Origin of the sequence: Mycoplasmopsis agalactiae 14628 (assembly GCF_000266865.1) — a bacterium.
GTDB lineage: Bacteria > Bacillota_I > Bacilli_A > Mycoplasmatales > Metamycoplasmataceae > Mycoplasmopsis > Mycoplasmopsis agalactiae_A.
The window spans coordinates 320,358-339,196 of the sequence record NZ_AJPR01000011.1 but is presented as its reverse complement, the minus strand read 5'-3'; the positions used below and the strand labels follow the sequence as shown (position 1 = coordinate 339,196).

Here is an 18,839-nt window from a genome sequence, read left to right as displayed (position 1 = left end):
TAATAAAATTGATGTTTTTAAATAGATAAATTTTTCAGTTACTACTTGATTATTTAATGTATATCTAAAATGCTATTTTGTTGTGTATATTTTGTATTTTAGAAATATACTTAACAATGATTTGTTAATTTATTCAGTGTTTTATTAGCAATTTTCATAAACAGATAACATTGCAGTGTCAAATCTCATTCCAAACATTTTGTGCAAAATCTTTTGAAATTCCAATTTATTCTGTAAATTTCCCAAAAACACTATTTTATAGCGCAAAAAACAATACTAACACATTTGTATGATGAAAAGTAATGATGCCCTGTTTTCATAATTTTTTGCAGTAAATATTATAACTATTACATAATATATAATTTTAATTGACAAGGGTGCTGTAAAAGGCTGAGATTATACCTATGAGTTGATCACGGTAATTCGTGCGTATCTCGATCTTTATTTTTGATATCCCTCTTGTCGAAGGATATTTTTTTATCCTAATATTTAACTAATTATTGAGGATATATTATGAAAAGAACTAAATTGTTATTATCGCTTGGATCACTATCAGTTTTTAGTGCAATTCCATTTATTGCTGCTAAATGTGATGATACAAATGAAAAAGATAACAAAAATCCAATTAATCCAGTTAAACCTGGTGACACAACTGGAGACCAAGTTACAAAAGTTGAACTTGGTAAATTAAGTGACAAAGCTAAAGAAGAGCTAAATAAATTAGCTAAAGATGGTGTGACAAAAACACAAGTTGTTGCTGTGCTTAAAACAGAAAAAGGTTTAGAAAACCTAACTGAATCTGACTTAGCAAAAGTTGAATTTAAAGACAATAAACTAACTATTGAAGCTGATAAAGAATCAAAATTAGTTTCGGGAACATATGAATTTACTGTTCAAAAACTAACACCAGACGCAATTATTGACTTATCTAAAGTTCAAATAACTGGTGAAGCTAAAACACTTTTAAAAGCTGAAGCTAAAGACAATCCAGATAAGGCTAAAGTTCTTGCTGCTCTTAAGAAAGATAATAATTTTGCAAAATTAACAGAAAGTGACTTTGAAGTTTCATTCAAGGACAGCACTTTGACTGTGAAGGCAACTGCAGGTTCAAAAGTTATTAAAGGTGAGCTAAACATTTCAAGCAAAACTGAATTAGATAATGTTACTTTAACTGAAGAAGTTAAGAAAGGACTACAAACTGAGTCAGAAAAGAGTGAACTTAAAGCAGAAAGCATTGTTAGCATTCTAAAGAAACTTCCTGAATTGAAAGATTTAGATGCTAAGGATGTTGAAATTAAGAAAGAAAGCAACAAGCTAACCGTTACTGCTAAAAGTACATCAGCTAAATTTACAGGTACATTAAAATTTGTGTTTAAGGTAATGTTGAATATGGTTATGACTGAAGATATTAAAAAAGAACTTCAATCAGAAGCTAAAGATAAACCTAATACATCGAATGTTGTAAATATTTTGAAAAAGATACCTGCACTAGTGACACTTAAAACTGATGATGTAAAAGTCCAATTTGGTACAGGAAAACTAGTTATAAGTGCTTCTGAAACTTCTAATCTAATTATGGGTACAGTTTCTATTGAAAAAAATAGTGTTGAAAGAAAAATTAATCTATCTACCTATAATTTTGATGAAAAAACAAAAGAGAGTCTTCTTACAGCTTTGGATGAAAAAAATGATGAAGAAAATAATTCAACTAAATCTAGCATTTGATTTACCTTAAGCAACTTATTTAAAAATGGTTTAGAAGAAGATGATTTCGATGTTGAAATTGATACAAGCAAAGGATCAATAACTATAAAAGCTTCAAAAAATTCAAAGAGGCTTGAAGGTCAATATACACTTAAAAAACCACAATCAAGTTCTGTCCAAAATGGGAAAGTTGATTTAAATAAACTCAAACTTGAGGAAAACTTTGTAAAAAGGTTTTTAGAAGAATTTGAAGATGGCAATTTGGCTAGTTTATCAGCTGCTAAACTACTTAAAGAGGTTAAAGAACTAGAAAAAATAACTAAGGATGATATTGAAGAAATAAAGGCTGAAAAAGATGGCACAGTGACTGAAAATGGCCTTACCCAAGATGTTTTCAAAAAAGTCACAATTAAAGCAAGTGCGTCATCAAAATTAATTTCGGGAAAACTAGTAATTGAGAAAAAAGCTAAATAAATTTAAAGCCTTTTAGAGGAACTAAATGAAAGCAAAAAAATACTTAAAAAGACATCTTTTTATTGCTCCTTTATTTATTGCCACTCCCTTAATTGCTGCAAAATGTGGTAATTATGACCCGAGCACTAAAGTACTTTATGATCTTCATAAACTAAAACTAGAATCGGTAGAAGATGAATCATTGGAGCTTATTAAAAATTATGAAAATAAGCTTCATAATTTTTGAAGCGACAGACAAGCTTTAAGAGAACTGAATAAAGTAATTGAGCAAGTTAAAGCAATTGAAAATAAGGCTGAGCAAGAGTTAAAGGAATATGTTGATGATACTAATAGCACTGTCGAACAGGAAGATCCGGAAGAAAAAAACTCTTCTGTTCTTACAGCCAAAAAAGCTTTAGCAAAGTTTGACAGGAATTCAAAAGAAGTAAAAATTCCTACTGAATTTACTAAAATTGGCAAAAATGCTTTTAGCAGTTTTTACAATTTAGAAAAAGTGGAATTTCATGATGGCGTTACTATAATAGATCAAGGTGCTTTTGATAATACTAATTTAGACAGTGTAACTTTACCTAAGAATCTACAAGTTTTAGGTGGCTTTGCCAATACATTTATTAAAAATATAGAAATTCCGCAAAGTGTTAGCAAAATTTTAAACGGTTCATTTGATAATACTGAAATTGCAACTATAAAATTACCAGATAAGCTAACTGAATTAGGTGGCTTTAAAGCTACAAGCATTAGAGAATTAAGTTTCCCTGAATCTTTAACTAAGATACATGAAAATTCATTTGATGAAACTCCTATAACAAAACTCAAATTTAATAAAAACTTAAAAGTTTTAGGCGGATTTAATACTCTACATAATTTAGAAGAAATTGAATTTAACGACCAATTAGAAGAAATTCTAGATGAAAGTTTTTTAAACTTTAATCTAACTGAATTAAAGCTTCCTAATTCACTAAAAATACTTGGTGGTTTTAAGAAATCTAATATTAATAGCTTAACACTAAATAATGGATTAGTTGAAATAAAGCCTAATGCTTTTGCTGAATCAAGAGGCATTAAGAGAATTGACTTACCTGAATCACTTAAAAAATTAGGTGGTTTTGAAAACACTAGCATTTTAGTACTAAGACTGCCACAAAAACTTGAATCTATTTCCAAAAATGCTTTTGATAAAACTTTAATTGATAGTCTTACTTTGCCTGATTCTTTAGTTTCATTTGGTGGTTTCGCCGAAACAGCTATTTCTGAAATTACCTTGCCTAAAAACTTATTACACATTGAGCCTAATACTTTAGATATAAAAGGGCAACAGGCTAGAGAAAATAAATTAGAATTGCCTGAAAAATTAATTTCTTTTGGTGGTTTTAAAAACTGAAATATTAAGGAAATTAAACTTCCAGAATCGCTTAAAGATATATGGGCCGAAACATTAGATTATAGTGATATTTCCAGTCTTGATTTGCCTAAGAATCTTAATTCTTTTGGTGGTTTTGCTGGCACTAAAATTAAAAATATTTTATTTCCTGAGCAACTTAAAGTAATTCATAAAAATACCTTAGATGAAACAGAGCTTAAAGAAGTCAAATTGCCTAGTAAGCTAGAGACTTTGGGCGGTTTTGCAAGTACTTTAATTACTAAATTAGCCACACCAAAATCACTTAAAGTTATTCATCAAGAATCATTTAGAAACTCTAAATTAAATAGAATTAGATTTAACAAAGGACTAACTGAATTAGCTGGTTTTGAAAATCTAGTTAATATCGAAGTAATTACTTTACCTGAAACACTAAAAATAATTCGTGACGGTGCTTTTTCAAATAACAGATTAAGAGAAATTAAGTTACCTAGTCATTTAAAAGTACTTGGTGGTTTTTCAGGTAAAGAGTCTAAGATTAAAGAAGTTATTCTGCCTGAATCACTAGAAGTTATTACTAATAGTGCATTTAATTACAATCCAAACATTAGTGAAATTAAGTTACCTAAAAACTTAGTTGAAATAAATGGCTTTAACTCAACTAATATTAGCCAATTAATAATTCCTGAAAAGGTAATTAAAGTGGGCGGATTTAATTCAACACTAATTAAAGATATCAAACTACCTGAAAACTTAGAATCATTTGAAGGCTTCCACGAAAGCAAGATCAAAAAGTTAGTCTTGCCTAAGTTTGTTAGATTTACTGATATAAGCAAATCACACTGAGGTGCTTTAGAAGAAATCGAAGTTTATAGCAAATATTTAGTTAGAAGCAAATGATGAAATGATATGAAGGAAGATGATTTTAACCAATTAATTAAATTGGTTGATAAAACTAATGTTAATTAATAAAGGAGATAAATAGTATATGAAAAAATTTGGATTAGTGCTTTTACCGATATTAACTTTTCCTGCAATAGCAGCTGCTTGCGATAATAAAGATAAGGCTCAAAAAGATACTAATAAGCAAGATCCTGCTGCTGCAGAACTTCAAAAGCTAAAAGATGAGCTTCAAGATGAAATCACTAAGGCAACTAGCAAGCGTAATCATTATCTTGGTGACTATACAGATTATGCCTTCGAACAATCTGCAAAAGTAATTCAAGCTGCTGTTGATGCCCATCATAATGCAAAGACAGCTGAAGAAGTTAAGGATGCTATTGCAAAATTAAAGGCTCGAATCAAGGAAATTGATAGTTACTATGCACTTTCAAAAGAAGAAAAGCAAAAACTTGCTAAAGATGATTTTAATAAAGCACTAGAAGCTGCTAAAGCTGCTAAAGCAAAATTAACTAAACCAAGTGCACTTGAAGTATTAGATAATTCAATTTCTAAGGCTGAATCAAACAAAGAAGGTGATCCACATTATTTTAAAAACTTACTACAATGAACTCACGAATCTAAAAATGACATTCAAGAAGCACAAAAACTAGAAGAAAAGACTGATAAAGAGCTTTTAATGTTATATTTGGCTAGAGAATCAAATATACTGAACACCTTCAACAGAGAATATAATGCAAGTGGTTCATTTGAAGAGCAAGCAGACAAACTAAAAGAGATTTTCAAAAAAGCTAAAGAAAACAAAAACGAAGATTATAGGGATCAAGAAATTAAGCTAAGAAAAGAAATTTCTGAGATTTTAGAGAAAATATCAAAAGAAGCTATTACTCCTTCCAAAGCTAATGAATTAGCTAAATTAGTTAAAAATGGTGAATTAATTATTGGTGACGATTATAAATACATATTATCAGATGCATTTGCTGGTAACAAAAAAATCAAAAAAGTTACTCTTGGTAAAAAAATTGAAAAAATTGAAAGAGGTGCTTTTGATAATGCTGCAGTAGAAGCTGTAACTTTTAATGAAGATTTAAAATCATTAGAAGGCTTTAGCAAAACAAAAGTTAAAGAATTAACATTACCTAAAAAGCTAGAAAAATTTGCAGGCTTTAATAATACTAAAATTACTAAATTAGTTCTTCCTAAAACACTAAAATCATTTGCTTTAAGCAGTACATTTTTAGAAGAATTGGAATTTGAATCAGACTTTAAATTTGATAAAGTCAACCCTGATTCATATTATGAATCAATTGCAATTAACAAACAATTATTGCCTTCTCTTAAGAAAATCATTGTTGCAGATGATAATGCTAAGAAAAGTTTGCTTGAAAAATTAAAGAAAATTATTACTGACTCTAATAAAATAAAACTAGGGGAAGACTACATTAAATTCCTAGCATATATTGTTAATGTAAAAATTGTTAAAAAGTTTACTTCAATAAAAGAAGATCAAAAGAAAAAGATTATAGAAGCTCTTAAAAAAGACACTAAGTCTGAAATTAAAGGTTTAATTGCCAGTCTAAATAATGGAAATTTAAAGAGCATACTAGAAAAAGTTCTTGATTCATATAAGTATGAAAAGATTAGTGCTAAACATAAATTTGAAGTGTTTGATGCTGCTATATCAACCCTTGTTGAAATATTGAATGCAATAAATTTTGAATTAAAAACTGAAACTATAAAAAACGATTCTGATCTAACACAGTATCATCCTGAAACAGGTGTTACTCCAGGAGACATCACAAATTATTTTGACTCAGAAAAAAAGAAATACGAAGATGGTAAAAATGAAAACGGTTCAAGCGAATGAGAAAAAATAGTTGAAGTAAAGAAAAAATAAAACTTCTTAAATTCATTGTTCCTACTTTTTCATTTTTGCCAATAGCTATTTCAGCATCATGTGATAGTAGTTCATTTAGTAGACACTCAATAACTAACAAAGTTACTGAAGACTTAAAGTTTGACAAGTCATATTCATTTACTAACCTTTCTGATGAGTATAAAAATAAAGAGCAACAAATAAGAGCATATAGACATAAAGATACAGAAGATCTTTATGTCAATGTCAATGAATTTTTGACAAAACTAAATGGAATTTTTAATACTTCAGAATTAAAAATTAACAAAACATCTGATGGTGTATTTGAGTGATCTAGAGGATCTAATAAAGCTGTCTTTGATACTAAATCAAATGTGATTAAAATGAACACAACTGGAGCATTTTTCCTAGTGCGCGGTTCTTCAACTACTGATTACTCTAGAAACATAAAAGAATTAGATCAAAAATTAACTAGATTAGATAATGAAGAATTTAGCACTCTTGATTTAGGCAAGTATGGCATGAGCATTAAGGAAATAGATAGCAATATCTTTATGCCTTTTTCCCTTTTTAACTTACTTTATGGCTCACAAAGCTACTACAATATTTACTTTAACAATGATAAATTTATAGGCACTACTGTTACTGTTAATAAAGACTCGGATCCTAAAGAGTACAACAAAATTATGACTAATAGCCGTAATAATACTAAGCAAACAGTTAAAGAAAGAATTAATACTTACAATTTCCTCAGATTCTTATTTGATAATTTTTATGGCATAAAAGAGAAATTTTTAGAAAAAAAAGGTGTTAAAGATTTTGACGAATACTTCTCTAAAACAGTCATAAAAGACACAGGCATCCTTGATCCTAATGAAGCTAAGATGACTCTGAAAGAAAGAATGCTAAGCACAGATGCATTTGTTAACGGTAGAGCTTATACAGACTTTTATTACAAAGAATTAAATGAACTGCACAGCTCAATTGAATCGGGCTCATACTTTCATCCAGCAGACTATAGGGCTGAGCCTTTTGGTCAGGCACTAAGTGGAAGAGTACATGAATTTATTCACTATCTTAATATCCTAAATAAGATTCGCCTTGGTATTTTAGAAGGAGATAAGGACAAGTTCGTTAAGTTCCACAAAGACATAGCAATTATCTACCTAGATAATTTCAATGTAGCTAATGATGAAGATATCAGCAAGCCTGATGCTCATACTAAAGATAGCTATGTTTTAATGTCTAAAGCTATGAAAATGATTAAAGAGCATTCAGAAAAAAATACTCCTATTAAGCGTATTATTTTAGATTTATCACTTAATGGCGGTGGTGCAATTGTTGCGATGAAAAAAGTTGCTGGATTTTTATCAGGCAAAGATCAGCAACTTTATACTTATGAAAAAATTAATAAGATTCTAGATTATTCAAAATTTAGAGTTGATATTAACAATGACAAAAAGTATGATGAAAATGATAATACTAATGAATATAAATGATACATTCTAGCTGGTGTTAATACATTCAGTGCTGCTAATTTATTAACTCATATTGCCAAAGAAAACAAATTTGCAACTATACTTGGCAATAAATCTGGCGGTGGAATGTGATCAATCTTGCCGCTTGTTATTCCTGATGGTACAAGCTTTAAATTTTCATCTAATAATGCCTGAATATCATGAGTTGATAGAAAAATAGAGAAACCAGAAGACTTGCCTTATACTCAAGATGGCATTGATCCTGATATTGAAATTCCTTATTTTGCTTATTATAACTATGACATCATTGAAACTTATTTAGAATCCAAAGAAAAAGGTGATGCTAAATATCATCAATATGAAAGAAGAATCAAAACAGATGCTTGAAAAAGAGTAGCTGATAATATTGAAGTTCTTCTTAATGCTATTCAGGATGAATATAAAAAAGAGCAATTTAGCAAAACATTTGAAGAAAACAAGCTAAAAGATTCTGATTCAATAGACGAAATGCAGAAAAAGATAGATAAGATTGAAGAATTATTTAGATTTGTTGAATTTCAATATAAGCTAGAAAACCCAGGATTAAGATAAAAAGTTTAAAAATAAAAACTCAAATTGCTGAGTTTTTATTTTGCTCTTTTAGTCTGTTTTACTGATAAATCTGCTATAGCATAAACTAAAAATATATAATTAAAATAAAAAGGAGATATATGGAAGCTATAAATATAATTTTACTTACTTTAAGCATCATAATTGTGCTCTTGCTTGTATCAATTTTGGCTTTGTTTATTGTTAAAAACAAAGGATTAAAGAATAATTTAAGTAGCGGAATAAGTGCTGATGATAAGCTTTTTATTAATGACAAATTAAGCTCAATAAAAGACTCACTTGTTGATAAAATGAATGAATTTGAAAATAAATTAATAAAAGATTTAGCTCTAAATAATGAAGCCTTTGTTAATAAACTAGTTCAGTATGAAAAAAACATGGCTGAATTAATTAATAGAAAAGATTCTGAAAGAGCAAGCAAATTCAACGATTTTAAGGCGCAGCTTTTTGAAGAATTAAACAAAAAAATTGTTGCTCAAAATGACTGATTAAATAATTTTGAGCAAAAGTTTAATCAAACAGTTAGCTCAAATTTAAAAGAAATAAATGAAAATAATGCTAAATCATTTAATGACATTAAAGAAAGAATTGACAAGCATTTTGAAGACACACTAACTAAGCATATTAAAGAGCAATTTGGAAATATTCAAGTACAAATGGACAAAGTCGGCAAAGAAATGGTTAAGTTCGAACAAATGCAAGCTAGTGTAGATGATTTAAACAGAACGTTCTCAAACAACAAAAAAACAGGCGAATTCGGCGAATTTACTTTAGAACAAATATTAGAAGAGCACTATCCAAATGAAAAGAATAGATTGTGATTTAAGCAATATCAAATTAATCCAGGCAAAAATCAAGAAGCAGTTGACTTTGCAATGAAAATTAAGTCAAGATCTGAAAATGAAGAAGTTGAACAAATTATTCCAATTGACTGTAAGTTTCCTAAAGAAAAATGAGACAGATATCTAGATTCAAAAAGCGTGTCTGAAAAAGAAACTCATCTTAAAGAGCTTAAAAAAGCCATTAAGGAAATGGCGCAAAGCATTAATGAAAAATATATTAAGCCTGATAGAAAAACAACTCCTTTTGCCTTAATGTATGTCCCTTCTGCCAGTGTTTATTTAACTTTAATTCAAGATATGAATTTTGTAACTGAAATTCAGGACAAACTTAAAGTTTATATTCAAGGCCCACAAATAATTATGGTCTTTATTTACTCATATTTATTACAAAATAACAGCTTCCAAGTTGAAAAAAATATTGAAAAGCTAAAAGACATATTCCTTGATGTGCAAAAGAATTACAATGCTCTTTATAAAAAGGTCATTGATGGCATAGATAATTTAGACAAATCAAGAGACAAATTTGTTTCAGTTGTTAATACAGCTAATAAAATTACAAAGAAAATTAATACAACATCTAAGTCATTAGGCATTTCAAAAGTTGATATCAATGAAAATGTTGAGAAAAAACAAGCAAAATTGGGGCTTGATAGCAAATTAGATTATGATGAAGCTGAAGAAGCAATTATAGAATAATAAAAGCATAAAAAACAAGTGTTTTTAATAACCCACTTGTTTTTTTGTGCTGTTTTATAGGCTTTTTAGACAATTATTCTTTTGGTTTTGACTCTTCTGTTTTAGCTTTTAATTTATTTAGCTTTTCTTGTTTTTTGAGCTCCATTTTTGCTTCTTTTTCCATTTGTTTTTGTCTGATTAACTCTTGTTTTGCTAATAATTTAGCTGAAAGAATATTTGACTCAGAACTTATTAAACCTTCATTTTTAGCAACCAAAGTAGCTACAACAGCTCCTGAAGTTACATTTACTCCAGTTCTTCCCATATCAAATAAGCCATCTAGTGAACCAACAATTGCATAAACTGGGCCAAATCAAGCGCCAAGACCTAGTCCGCTAAGTACACCAGAAGTTAAAACAGTTGCAGTGCCAGGAATGCCACTAATACCTAATGAAGCAACCAATGTGATAAGCAGTGCTAAAATGAAAAATACTACTAAGCCTTGTGAATGAATTGCTATATCAGTAGTGCCTGTTCATAATAAACTAGTTATTACACCAGATTGTACTCCTGCACAGCCCATTAGCCCCATTGTTGTCGATAAAGGAGTAACAGTTGACACAACACTGTCATCAAGCTTAACATTTTCTTTTAAAGTTTCCATCGACATTGGCAGTGTTGCATTTGAAGACTGAGTTGCAAAACCTTGAATTAAAATTTTGGCGCAGTGTCTTCATCAAGCAATTACATTCACTCTGTTTATTAATAATAATAGTGTTAAAAATACTAATGAAATTGTTAAGCCTAAGTATCCAACGCCTAATACTTTGCCAATTGTTGCTAGGGCGCCAATTGGTTTAGATATAACTGATGAAGCGATCATTGACATAACAGCTAGAGGCATAATTTTCATAAAAGTAGTTAGTATAGATGAAACAATAGTTCAAGCGCCATCCATAAAGTTTCTAATTTTTTGCATTTGTTCAGGCTTTTTCTTTGACAAAATTTTCACTGAATGGCCAAATAAGGCTGCTATTACAATTAATGAAATAACCATTGTGCCAGCTCATGGGCTAATTATGTTGCTTGGTAAGTATTCTCAAATTATTACTGGTAATGGTTGCGTTTCTTTTGGCAAGTTTTTATCAGCTACATTCTCTAAACTTAAGTTTGAACCTTCACCAATTTTAATTGCATAACCTATTCAAAATGTCACTATAAAGGCAAAAGCAGTATTAAGCAGTAATAAAGCTACACCTTTAAGAGAAATACGACCAACATTTTTATTGCCAGGACGCGAAACTACCCTAAAAATAGCGATAAACACCACAGGAGCAGTAAGTAATAAAATACCATTAATAAAAATATTTTTAGCTAATGAAACTCAAATATCAGTTTGCTTAGCTCATTTTGTATAACCTGGGTTTTGCTCTTTTATTAATTCTCCATTATGTTTAATTGCTGGCTTAAACTGATCAACTAGTCCAAATTCGGGGAATTTATTAATTCCTTGAACAACTATTCCAAATGCTAAGCCAATTGCAAGGCCAATTAAGACTCTATAAATAAACTTTAATTTAAAGCGCTTAAATGTAAATCATAGTCCTATCTGGATTCCGATAAATAGAATAACTGCTAAAGCAGCCTGTCAGCTACTTATAGCTAAGAATCTATCTAGTAAAACGTTATCACTCATTATTCTCCTTTAAAATCTTCTCTAAAGCAATATGGAATATGTCAACTACCCTTGCAAAAGGTGGTGAATAGACTAAATCAATTTGTGCTAGTGACTTATCTAGCTTAATTTGATTTCAGATTAAACTAATTAAAAAATTAATTCTTAAAACTGAAAGATTAGTGCCATACATTTGAGCACCCAAGAGTGTGTTTGTTTGCTTGTTAACAATTAATTTTAATGCTAACAGTGTTTGATTAGGATAGTATCCTGGATGATCTTTGTCCTTAATAAACACTGTTTTAATGTCATAACCTAGAGCTCTGGCACTCTTTTCATTTAGCCCGCAGGAAGCTAATTCAGCATCAAACGATTTGACTATTGAGCTTTGAATATGGCCAACAAATTCATTTTTAATTCCCAGAATATCATCAGCAACTACTTTAGCAAACTTACGAGCAATAGTTGCTAAAGGTGTGTAGCTATTTTCATTAGTTAACTTATTTAATGATGTAGCACAGTCACCGCAAGCATAAATGTTTTCAATATTACTTCTGCCTTGATTATTAACTACAATTGCACCGTTAGAAAGCATTTTTAACTTAGAATCATTTAAAAATTCAGTTGCAGGCTTAAATCCAATTGCAAATATGACTAAATCAACATCATACTGCATATCATTATCAAAACTAAGAGTTAGCGAGTTTGCATTTTCGCTTAGGTTGGTTAATGCACAATTTTTGTAAATTGTTACGTTATTTTTAAGCAATTCTTGTTCTAATAATTCACTTATTTCATTATCAAAAACTTTGGAGGCTAGCATAGAAGCCTTTTCGACCAAAATGACTGTTTTATTGTACTTAGCAACCATTTCAGCAGCTTCTAAACCAATAAATCCTGAGCCAATAATAGCCACCTTTTTAATACTTTTGTCTTTTAGCTTGCTCTTTAAACTAACCGCGTCTTCTAGTCTAGTAAGAGTAAAAATATTTTTATTATTAACAGTAGCAAATGAAGGAACTATAGGCTTAGCGCCAGTTGCTATAACTAATTTATCATAACTAAGGCTATGTTGCTTATTATTGTTTACATAATAAACTTCCTCATTTTCTGAATCTATCTTATTTACAGTACTATTTGGATAAATAGTAATATTTTGCTCACTAAATTCCTCTATAGTTCTGGCTAATAAATCATTTTCACTTACTCCTTCATTAGCAACAAAATAAGGCAAACCACAAGCACCTAGCGAAACATATTTTTCTTTTTGTAAAACAATAATTTCAGTCTCTTTGCTTAATTTTCTTATTCTGCTGGCTATAGTCATGCCACTAGCTGCTCCGCCAATAATTACAACTCTCATAAACACTCCAAAATAGCAAAAATGCAATTTATGACTTAATTTTAATATAAAAATGCAACTTTTGATATTTTTATGTAAAAAAACAGGAAATAAATTAATGCATAAATTTGCTAGGTTTTTGCGTTAAAAAAAGCAAAAATACAAAATATTAAAAAACACACCTGCATGGCGTGTTTATACATGGATTAAATAATTTTATTTAACAGTTTGTTTTTCTATTTCTTTAATTGCTTTATCTGTTTCATCAACTATTGTCTCAACGCTAACTCAAGATGATGCTTTATTTAATTTTTTCTCTAGTTTTAATTTTAATGAATTAAATTGACTCTCAAGTTGTTTTATTTTTGTTTCTTCTTTTACTGCTTTCTTGATTTCTTCTTCTATGTCAGTTAATATTTTGTGAAACTCTTCTTTAAAATCTTTCAAGTCCTCATCACTAATTTTATCGTATCATCTGCCAATGTCATAACCTGATGCATCAACGTTGTTAACTGTTCTTCTGTCTAGACTTGACATTGTAGACTGTTTTATAGGCATATCAGACATTTCTCTATTAGAGTTTTTCTCATCAATTGTATCTTTTGCTTTGGTTTCTTTTAATGATTTATTATCCTTGTCATCATTTTTGGCTTCTGTATTGTTTTTTTCTTTCATATTTTCAGTGTTTGTATTCTTATCATTATTATTTTGCTTTGTTTCATTACTATTTTTTAGTTTACTAGTCATTTTGTCTTTTTCCAATTTGTCTTTATTCATATCCTCAGGCTTTGCATCGGTATTGCATTTAGCAGCTACAAATGGCAATGAAATAATTGGAGATAGTGAAGTTAATAATAAAAATTTAGTTTTTCTCATATTTTTCCTTTGTAAGTTATTGTTAAAAATTAAAGGCTTATTTTATATGAGTTATCTATAACCAGAGAGAGAGAGAGAGAGTCTGAATTTATGGAATTGCTTCCATAAATAAGATTTATACTTTATATGTAATAAAATTGAGTATGCTAAAAATTAGAGGTTTTAACTATGACTAAAGAAACTAAAATGATAGATACTAATAATGAGCAATACAATCAACCAAAACAAATAATTTCTGCTTTAGGTGGACTAGATAATATTTCTAAATATCGTAATTGTGCAACTAAGCTAAGATATGATATTGTTGATAAAAGTTTAGTTAATGAAGATAAGTTAATTGAATCAGGCGCAAGCGGTATAAATTTTGTAGGTGATAACCACGTACAAGTCAAATTCGGCCTTAAAACAGTCAAATTGGCCAAAAGCATCAGAGAACTTAGAGATAATGAAAAGTTAGATAAAGAAAGATTTTAAATTAATTGATAAAAAATATGGCCTGTTGTTTTGGCCATATTTTCTATTTTTGTTCTTTGTTTTCTCTTACTAATAAAGTTCCTTCTTTGAACTTTGGTTTTTTGTTTTCGGTTCCTTCTATCTTTGATGCTTTAGCAAAGTCAACAGCATCTTTGACTGATGAAACATTTAATTTTGATAAATCTTGATCAAATGCTTTAGTTCCGTAAAACTTTGATCTCATGTTTGTTACATTTTCAGTGTTTCATTTGGTTATATCTTGATTGAATTTTTCTGCTTTGTAGAACATTAAGCTTGTGTTGTAAACACCGCTTAAGTCTCATGATGAAATGTCTTGGTTAAATTCTTTTGATTCTAAAAACATTTTGTGCAAGTTAGTTATTTCTTTAGGCAATTCAGTTGGAACTTCTGTAACAGTTTTAGGCATTTGTGCAACTCTAATTGTTTTACCATCGTCATAGTATCCAATTTGAACTATCTTAGTTGCTTCTTTAGCTCCATCAACTGTTGATAAGTCTTGAGCATCAGTTTCTTGATTTTTGCCATCTTTATCAACATAAATTGTTTTTTGCATACCAGCAACTACTTTACCTAATTCTAAATCTATCTTATCTGAGCCAACTTTGAACATAATTTTTTGACCCTCTTGTTCTTTTACTGGTCTTTTTCTAGCTTCATCAGCATTAAATAATGAAATTGATTCTTTTAGTGATTCATCAGCAACACTATCTTTTAACATAGTCAGAATCATTGTGTAATTTTTTGCACTGCTGATTTTATCTTTTATATTGTTATTTCAAGCTTCTTTAACTTTTGCTAACGCAGGATTTTCAGCAGGTGTTTCAGTTGGTTTTTTACTATCTTCAGTAAAGCCACACTTCGCCGCTATAAAAGGAATTGCTGCTAATGATGTAGCAGAACTAGTTAATAAAAATTTGATTTTTTTCATATTAATTTTTCCTCCCCGTGTTTATATTTTTTTCTATAACGTTCAGGCGCATTATAACAGAATAGGGGGGGGGGCAACTATTTTGCAAACTTTTTGCAAAAAAAGTCTTTTCCAGTTTTTCATATTCAAACAAAAAAAGTGAACATACATTCACTTTAATTTGTGTTTCAAACATTATCCAAAAATACTGTTTTATTATGGTTTTGGTTAATTATTACTATTTTTTCTTCATTGATTCAATTTTAATGTTGTATCCCTCAAATTGGTCATTGAAAAAGTCAAATAAGTTAATAATTTTTTCAATATTTTTCTCTGTCTTTGCGTCTTCAAGCAACTTAACAAGCTTACCTTTTAACTCCATAAACTGTGATTTTAATTCATTTTTTATAAATCCATTGTAATTAGTTACTTCCTTCTCTAATTCACCGATTTCACTGTTTATTTCTAATTTATAGCCTGCTAATGTTTCTTTATCTAAAATCTCTGTGTTATCTTCAGGTTTTTTATCTGTTTTTGATGAATTGTTAAAGTCAAACAAACTAATGTCATCATTTGGGTCTTCTTCATTCTTTTTTTCTTCTTTTTTTGCTTTTTCTTTGCTTTTGTCTTCTTTTAATTTTTTTTCTTTTGTTTTTGGAGCTTCTGGTGTTTCTGTTTTCTCAGGATTTGTAGATGACTTATCCTTTTCAATTGTTTCGTTTTCTTTTTTATCTTCAAGTTCAATATTTGAGCTGCTTGTTAAATTATGTGATTCTGTTTTCTCTACCTTTTTAACTGTTTTATTGTTGTTTTCGTCTTGTTTGTTTGCTTCCGTTTTTCCTAGTTCAATCTCATTGCAACTAGCTGCAATAAATGGAATAGTTGAAATAGGCACTAATGCACCTAATATAAATTTTGCTTTCTTCATATTCTAATTCTCCTTTTATAAAATTGAATTCGTAAATTCGGAAAAAGTATAAATTAAATAGGGGGGGGGCAGCTTTTCTGCAAAAAAGCTGGTTATATTTTCATATCATTTCATATATAAAAAATATAGAGAAAGCTGCTCTTTCTCTATATTTGTAATTAATATATTAAAACTCAATTAAAGAATCTTTTTCTTGGAATCCACTTTTTAATTTAGCAATCTTTTTAAGATCTTTCATAGTATTTTCACCATCATAGATTATTTTGCCAGTGTCTTTTGATTTAACTTCTTTGGCGTAAAATTCAAAAAACTCGTGAATAATTTTATTTGCATTATCAAATTCATCTTTTGACAATCCAGCCTTGCCTTCGATTGCTTTTTTCAATTTTTCAACTGTTTCTTTTATTTTTTCTTTTACTTTTTCAGATGTTTCTTTTATTTGTTTTACTTCATTAGCAAATGAACCACCATCTCCTGTGTTTGATGACTCTCATTTGTCAATATTTTGAACATTTTTATCCATTTTGTCACTTAATAATCCTAAATCATTGATGGTTTCTTTGATAGTTCCTAATTCATCTAGAGGATTAGTTGTGACTTTTGGAACATCTAAAACAACCTTGCCAGATAAAAGTTTTGAATTTGGGGTAGCTTCAATTATCACTTTACCAACTTCAGTCTTTGTTGCTTCTTTGTCTAATGTAAAAGTAAAATCATCATAAGTTAGATTTGGCAATTGTAAATCTTTTTTAAGTGCATCTAATATTTCAGACCTAAATAAAAAATTAGTTAAAAACTTAAAATTTTCCTTATTGACTGTAGATAAGTCTTTTTTGACAACTGTTTCATCAGTTTTTTTAACTGTAAATGTTACATTTATGCTGCCTGAATATTTCTTACTTTCTTTTTTAGCGCTTACTGTTGCACCAGTTTTTTGAATATTAGATACTTCTAATTCAGAAGATTCAACATTTGTATTAGTTTTTACTAAAGACTCTAATATTAAATTGGCTTCAGGCGTTTCTTTATCTTTAGGTAATACTAATTCACCTAAATTTGTGTTTTTAATAACTTCGCTTAGTGCTTGTTTTACAACTTTATCACCATTTTCTTGTGGATTTTTTTGTGCATTTTCATTTTTATCATCACATTTAGCAGCTAATAAAGGCACTGCTGTAAATGATGATGCAGTTAATAAACCAAATAATATTTTTCTATTTATTTTCATAATTATTTATATCCTTTTCTTAAAGAATAACTCCTGCCTATATTATATTAAAGTTGCACTTTATTAATACTTATGGAAATTAATATATAAAATGGGCTTTAAAAAAATATAGAGTGCTCTATATTTTTTTACTTCTTTGTTTAATTACTAAAGTCAATTAATACGTCAGCTTCTTTGGCTCCGTTTTTTGGCTTTCCAAGCTCTTTAAGCTCATCCATTACTTTGGTGTAATCAGTTTCTTTTCCGTTAACTTTTGGTTTAACAGTTGAATTATATGTTACTGTAACTAAAGAAATGTCTGCATTTAACTCATTAAAAGTATTATCATCAATAGCCCTTTTATCCTTAATAGCTTTTTCTAATTTTTCATAAGTTTTTGTATATTTATCTTTTAACTTGTTAGCTATTTCCTTGATTTTTTCTGCCTTTTTATTAAATTCTTCCTTCTTGCTTTCATCTATAGCTTCTCATTTCTCAATATTCTTTAAATTAGCATCCATTTTTTCAGCTTCTTTTTTGAATTTAGCAATATATTCTTCTACTAATTTTTTATTAGAATTTTCGGTTGTAGATAGTTTAGGAATAACTAATTCTAGAGTACCATAAATAAGTTCTGATGTAGCAGATGACTTAATTACTAATTTTCCCTCTTTATCATTAGTTGCTTGCGATTCTAAAGAAATTGTGAAGTCTTTTTCACTTAAATTAGGTAATTTAAGTTCCTTTTTTAAAATATTAGCCATTTCATTAGCAGAAATAAAGTTATTAATACCTGTAATATTTTCTTTTTTAACTGTTGCTAAGTCAACTCTTTTAGCTTTAGTTACTGTATAAGTTACTACAACTTGACCTTTATAAGTTTTTGAATCTTTTTTAGCTTCAACAATTGCTTGGTTAGCTTTAATTTCTTTTACTTCTAACTGTGATATGTCAATTTTAAGCTTTTCTGAATCATTAACTTTAGCTAATGAATTGAGAATAAACTCTTGTGTTGGCACTTCTGCTTTTTGATCTTCGTAAATTTTAATTTCACCTATATTTAGCACCTTAACCACTTCATTTAGCTCTTGTTTAGCACCACATTTAGCAGCTAGTAGTGGAGCAGCTGTAAGTGATGAAGTTGCTAATAAACCTAGCAATATTTTCCTATTCATTTTCATGACAATTTATCTTTTTAACTAAAGATACCCCTTACTTTTAAATAAATACTCCCATAAATATTATAAAACTTTTATGAGGCTTATTTACTGAATGTGACTATAAAGAAAGGCTAAAAATAAAAATCCAAGGCGATTAAACCTTGGAAAAATAGAGCTTGAATAATCAAACATATGGAGCAAATGACGGGAATCGAACCCGCATGACCAGCTTGGAAGGCTGGAGTTCTACCATTGAACTACATTTGCAAAAATGTAATAATATTATACAAGAGTAAAATAAATTTCAAAATCATTTTATCTTGTTATTGCT

13 protein-coding genes and 1 tRNA gene are annotated in these 18,839 nt (G+C 29.0%); 6 read left to right on the top strand and 8 right to left on the bottom strand.

What is annotated here, in order from left to right:
• Window positions 1–513: 513 nt before the first annotated feature.
• From MAGB_RS03540 to MAGB_RS03520, 5 genes are all read left to right on the top strand, one after another.
• Window positions 514–2,178, top strand: coding sequence for a variable surface lipoprotein (locus tag MAGB_RS03540; RefSeq protein ID WP_004024413.1), 1,665 nt, complete (start codon window positions 514–516; stop codon window positions 2,176–2,178).
• A gap of 25 nt (window positions 2,179–2,203) precedes the next feature.
• Window positions 2,204–4,507: a leucine-rich repeat domain-containing protein gene (locus MAGB_RS03535; protein WP_004024412.1), complete on the top strand. Its 2,304-nt coding sequence runs from the start codon at window positions 2,204–2,206 to the stop codon at window positions 4,505–4,507.
• 19 nt (window positions 4,508–4,526) lie between these two features.
• Window positions 4,527–6,335: a leucine-rich repeat lipoprotein MbfN gene (gene mbfn, locus MAGB_RS03530; protein WP_004024411.1), complete on the top strand. Its 1,809-nt coding sequence runs from the start codon at window positions 4,527–4,529 to the stop codon at window positions 6,333–6,335.
• Window positions 6,302–8,383, top strand: coding sequence for a S41 family peptidase (locus tag MAGB_RS03525; protein ID WP_004024410.1), 2,082 nt, complete (start codon window positions 6,302–6,304; stop codon window positions 8,381–8,383). The genes mbfn and MAGB_RS03525 overlap by 34 nt, the downstream gene beginning before the upstream one ends.
• 119 nt (window positions 8,384–8,502) lie before the next feature.
• The gene (locus MAGB_RS03520) at window positions 8,503–9,939 is read left to right on the top strand and encodes a DNA recombination protein RmuC (RefSeq protein ID WP_004024409.1); all 1,437 of its coding nucleotides are present in this window, start codon (window positions 8,503–8,505) and stop codon (window positions 9,937–9,939) included.
• 73 nt (window positions 9,940–10,012) lie between these two features.
• Here the strand turns inward: MAGB_RS03520 and MAGB_RS03515 are convergent, their stop codons facing one another.
• The 3 genes from MAGB_RS03515 to MAGB_RS03505 form a co-directional block, all read right to left on the bottom strand.
• A complete protein-coding gene (locus tag MAGB_RS03515; RefSeq protein WP_004024408.1) occupies window positions 10,013–11,614 on the bottom strand; it encodes a dicarboxylate/amino acid:cation symporter in 1,602 nt (533 codons plus the stop codon).
• Window positions 11,604–12,956 carry an FAD-dependent oxidoreductase gene (locus MAGB_RS03510; RefSeq protein ID WP_004024407.1) on the bottom strand — a complete coding sequence of 451 codons (1,353 nt, stop codon included), beginning with the start codon at window positions 12,954–12,956 and terminating at the stop codon, window positions 11,604–11,606. Before MAGB_RS03510 ends, MAGB_RS03515 begins: the two co-directional genes overlap by 11 nt.
• 195 nt (window positions 12,957–13,151) lie before the next feature.
• Complete coding sequence (locus MAGB_RS03505; RefSeq protein WP_004024406.1) at window positions 13,152–13,811, bottom strand: variable surface lipoprotein; 660 nt, start codon at window positions 13,809–13,811, stop codon at window positions 13,152–13,154.
• Between the two features lie 168 nt (window positions 13,812–13,979).
• Between MAGB_RS03505 and MAGB_RS03500 the strand changes: the two genes are divergently transcribed.
• Window positions 13,980–14,285 (top strand): PTS transporter subunit EIIB, encoded by a 306-nt coding sequence (locus MAGB_RS03500; RefSeq protein WP_004024405.1) that lies wholly within the window; start codon window positions 13,980–13,982, stop codon window positions 14,283–14,285.
• A gap of 43 nt (window positions 14,286–14,328) precedes the next feature.
• Here the strand turns inward: MAGB_RS03500 and MAGB_RS03495 are convergent, their stop codons facing one another.
• The 5 genes from MAGB_RS03495 to MAGB_RS03475 form a co-directional block, all read right to left on the bottom strand.
• Entirely contained in the window at window positions 14,329–15,234 is a 906-nt protein-coding gene (locus MAGB_RS03495) for a BspA family leucine-rich repeat surface protein (protein WP_004024404.1), read from the bottom strand.
• 217 nt (window positions 15,235–15,451) lie between these two features.
• The gene (locus MAGB_RS03490) at window positions 15,452–16,141 is read right to left on the bottom strand and encodes a variable surface lipoprotein (RefSeq protein ID WP_004024403.1); all 690 of its coding nucleotides are present in this window, start codon (window positions 16,139–16,141) and stop codon (window positions 15,452–15,454) included.
• 166 nt (window positions 16,142–16,307) lie between these two features.
• A complete protein-coding gene (locus MAGB_RS03485) occupies window positions 16,308–17,369 on the bottom strand; it encodes a variable surface lipoprotein (RefSeq protein WP_004024402.1) in 1,062 nt (353 codons plus the stop codon).
• Between the two features lie 140 nt (window positions 17,370–17,509).
• Complete coding sequence (locus tag MAGB_RS03480; RefSeq protein ID WP_004024401.1) at window positions 17,510–18,529, bottom strand: variable surface lipoprotein; 1,020 nt, start codon at window positions 18,527–18,529, stop codon at window positions 17,510–17,512.
• 172 nt (window positions 18,530–18,701) lie between these two features.
• Window positions 18,702–18,775 (bottom strand) — tRNA-Gly (locus tag MAGB_RS03475).
• Between the last annotated feature and the right edge of the window lie 64 nt (window positions 18,776–18,839).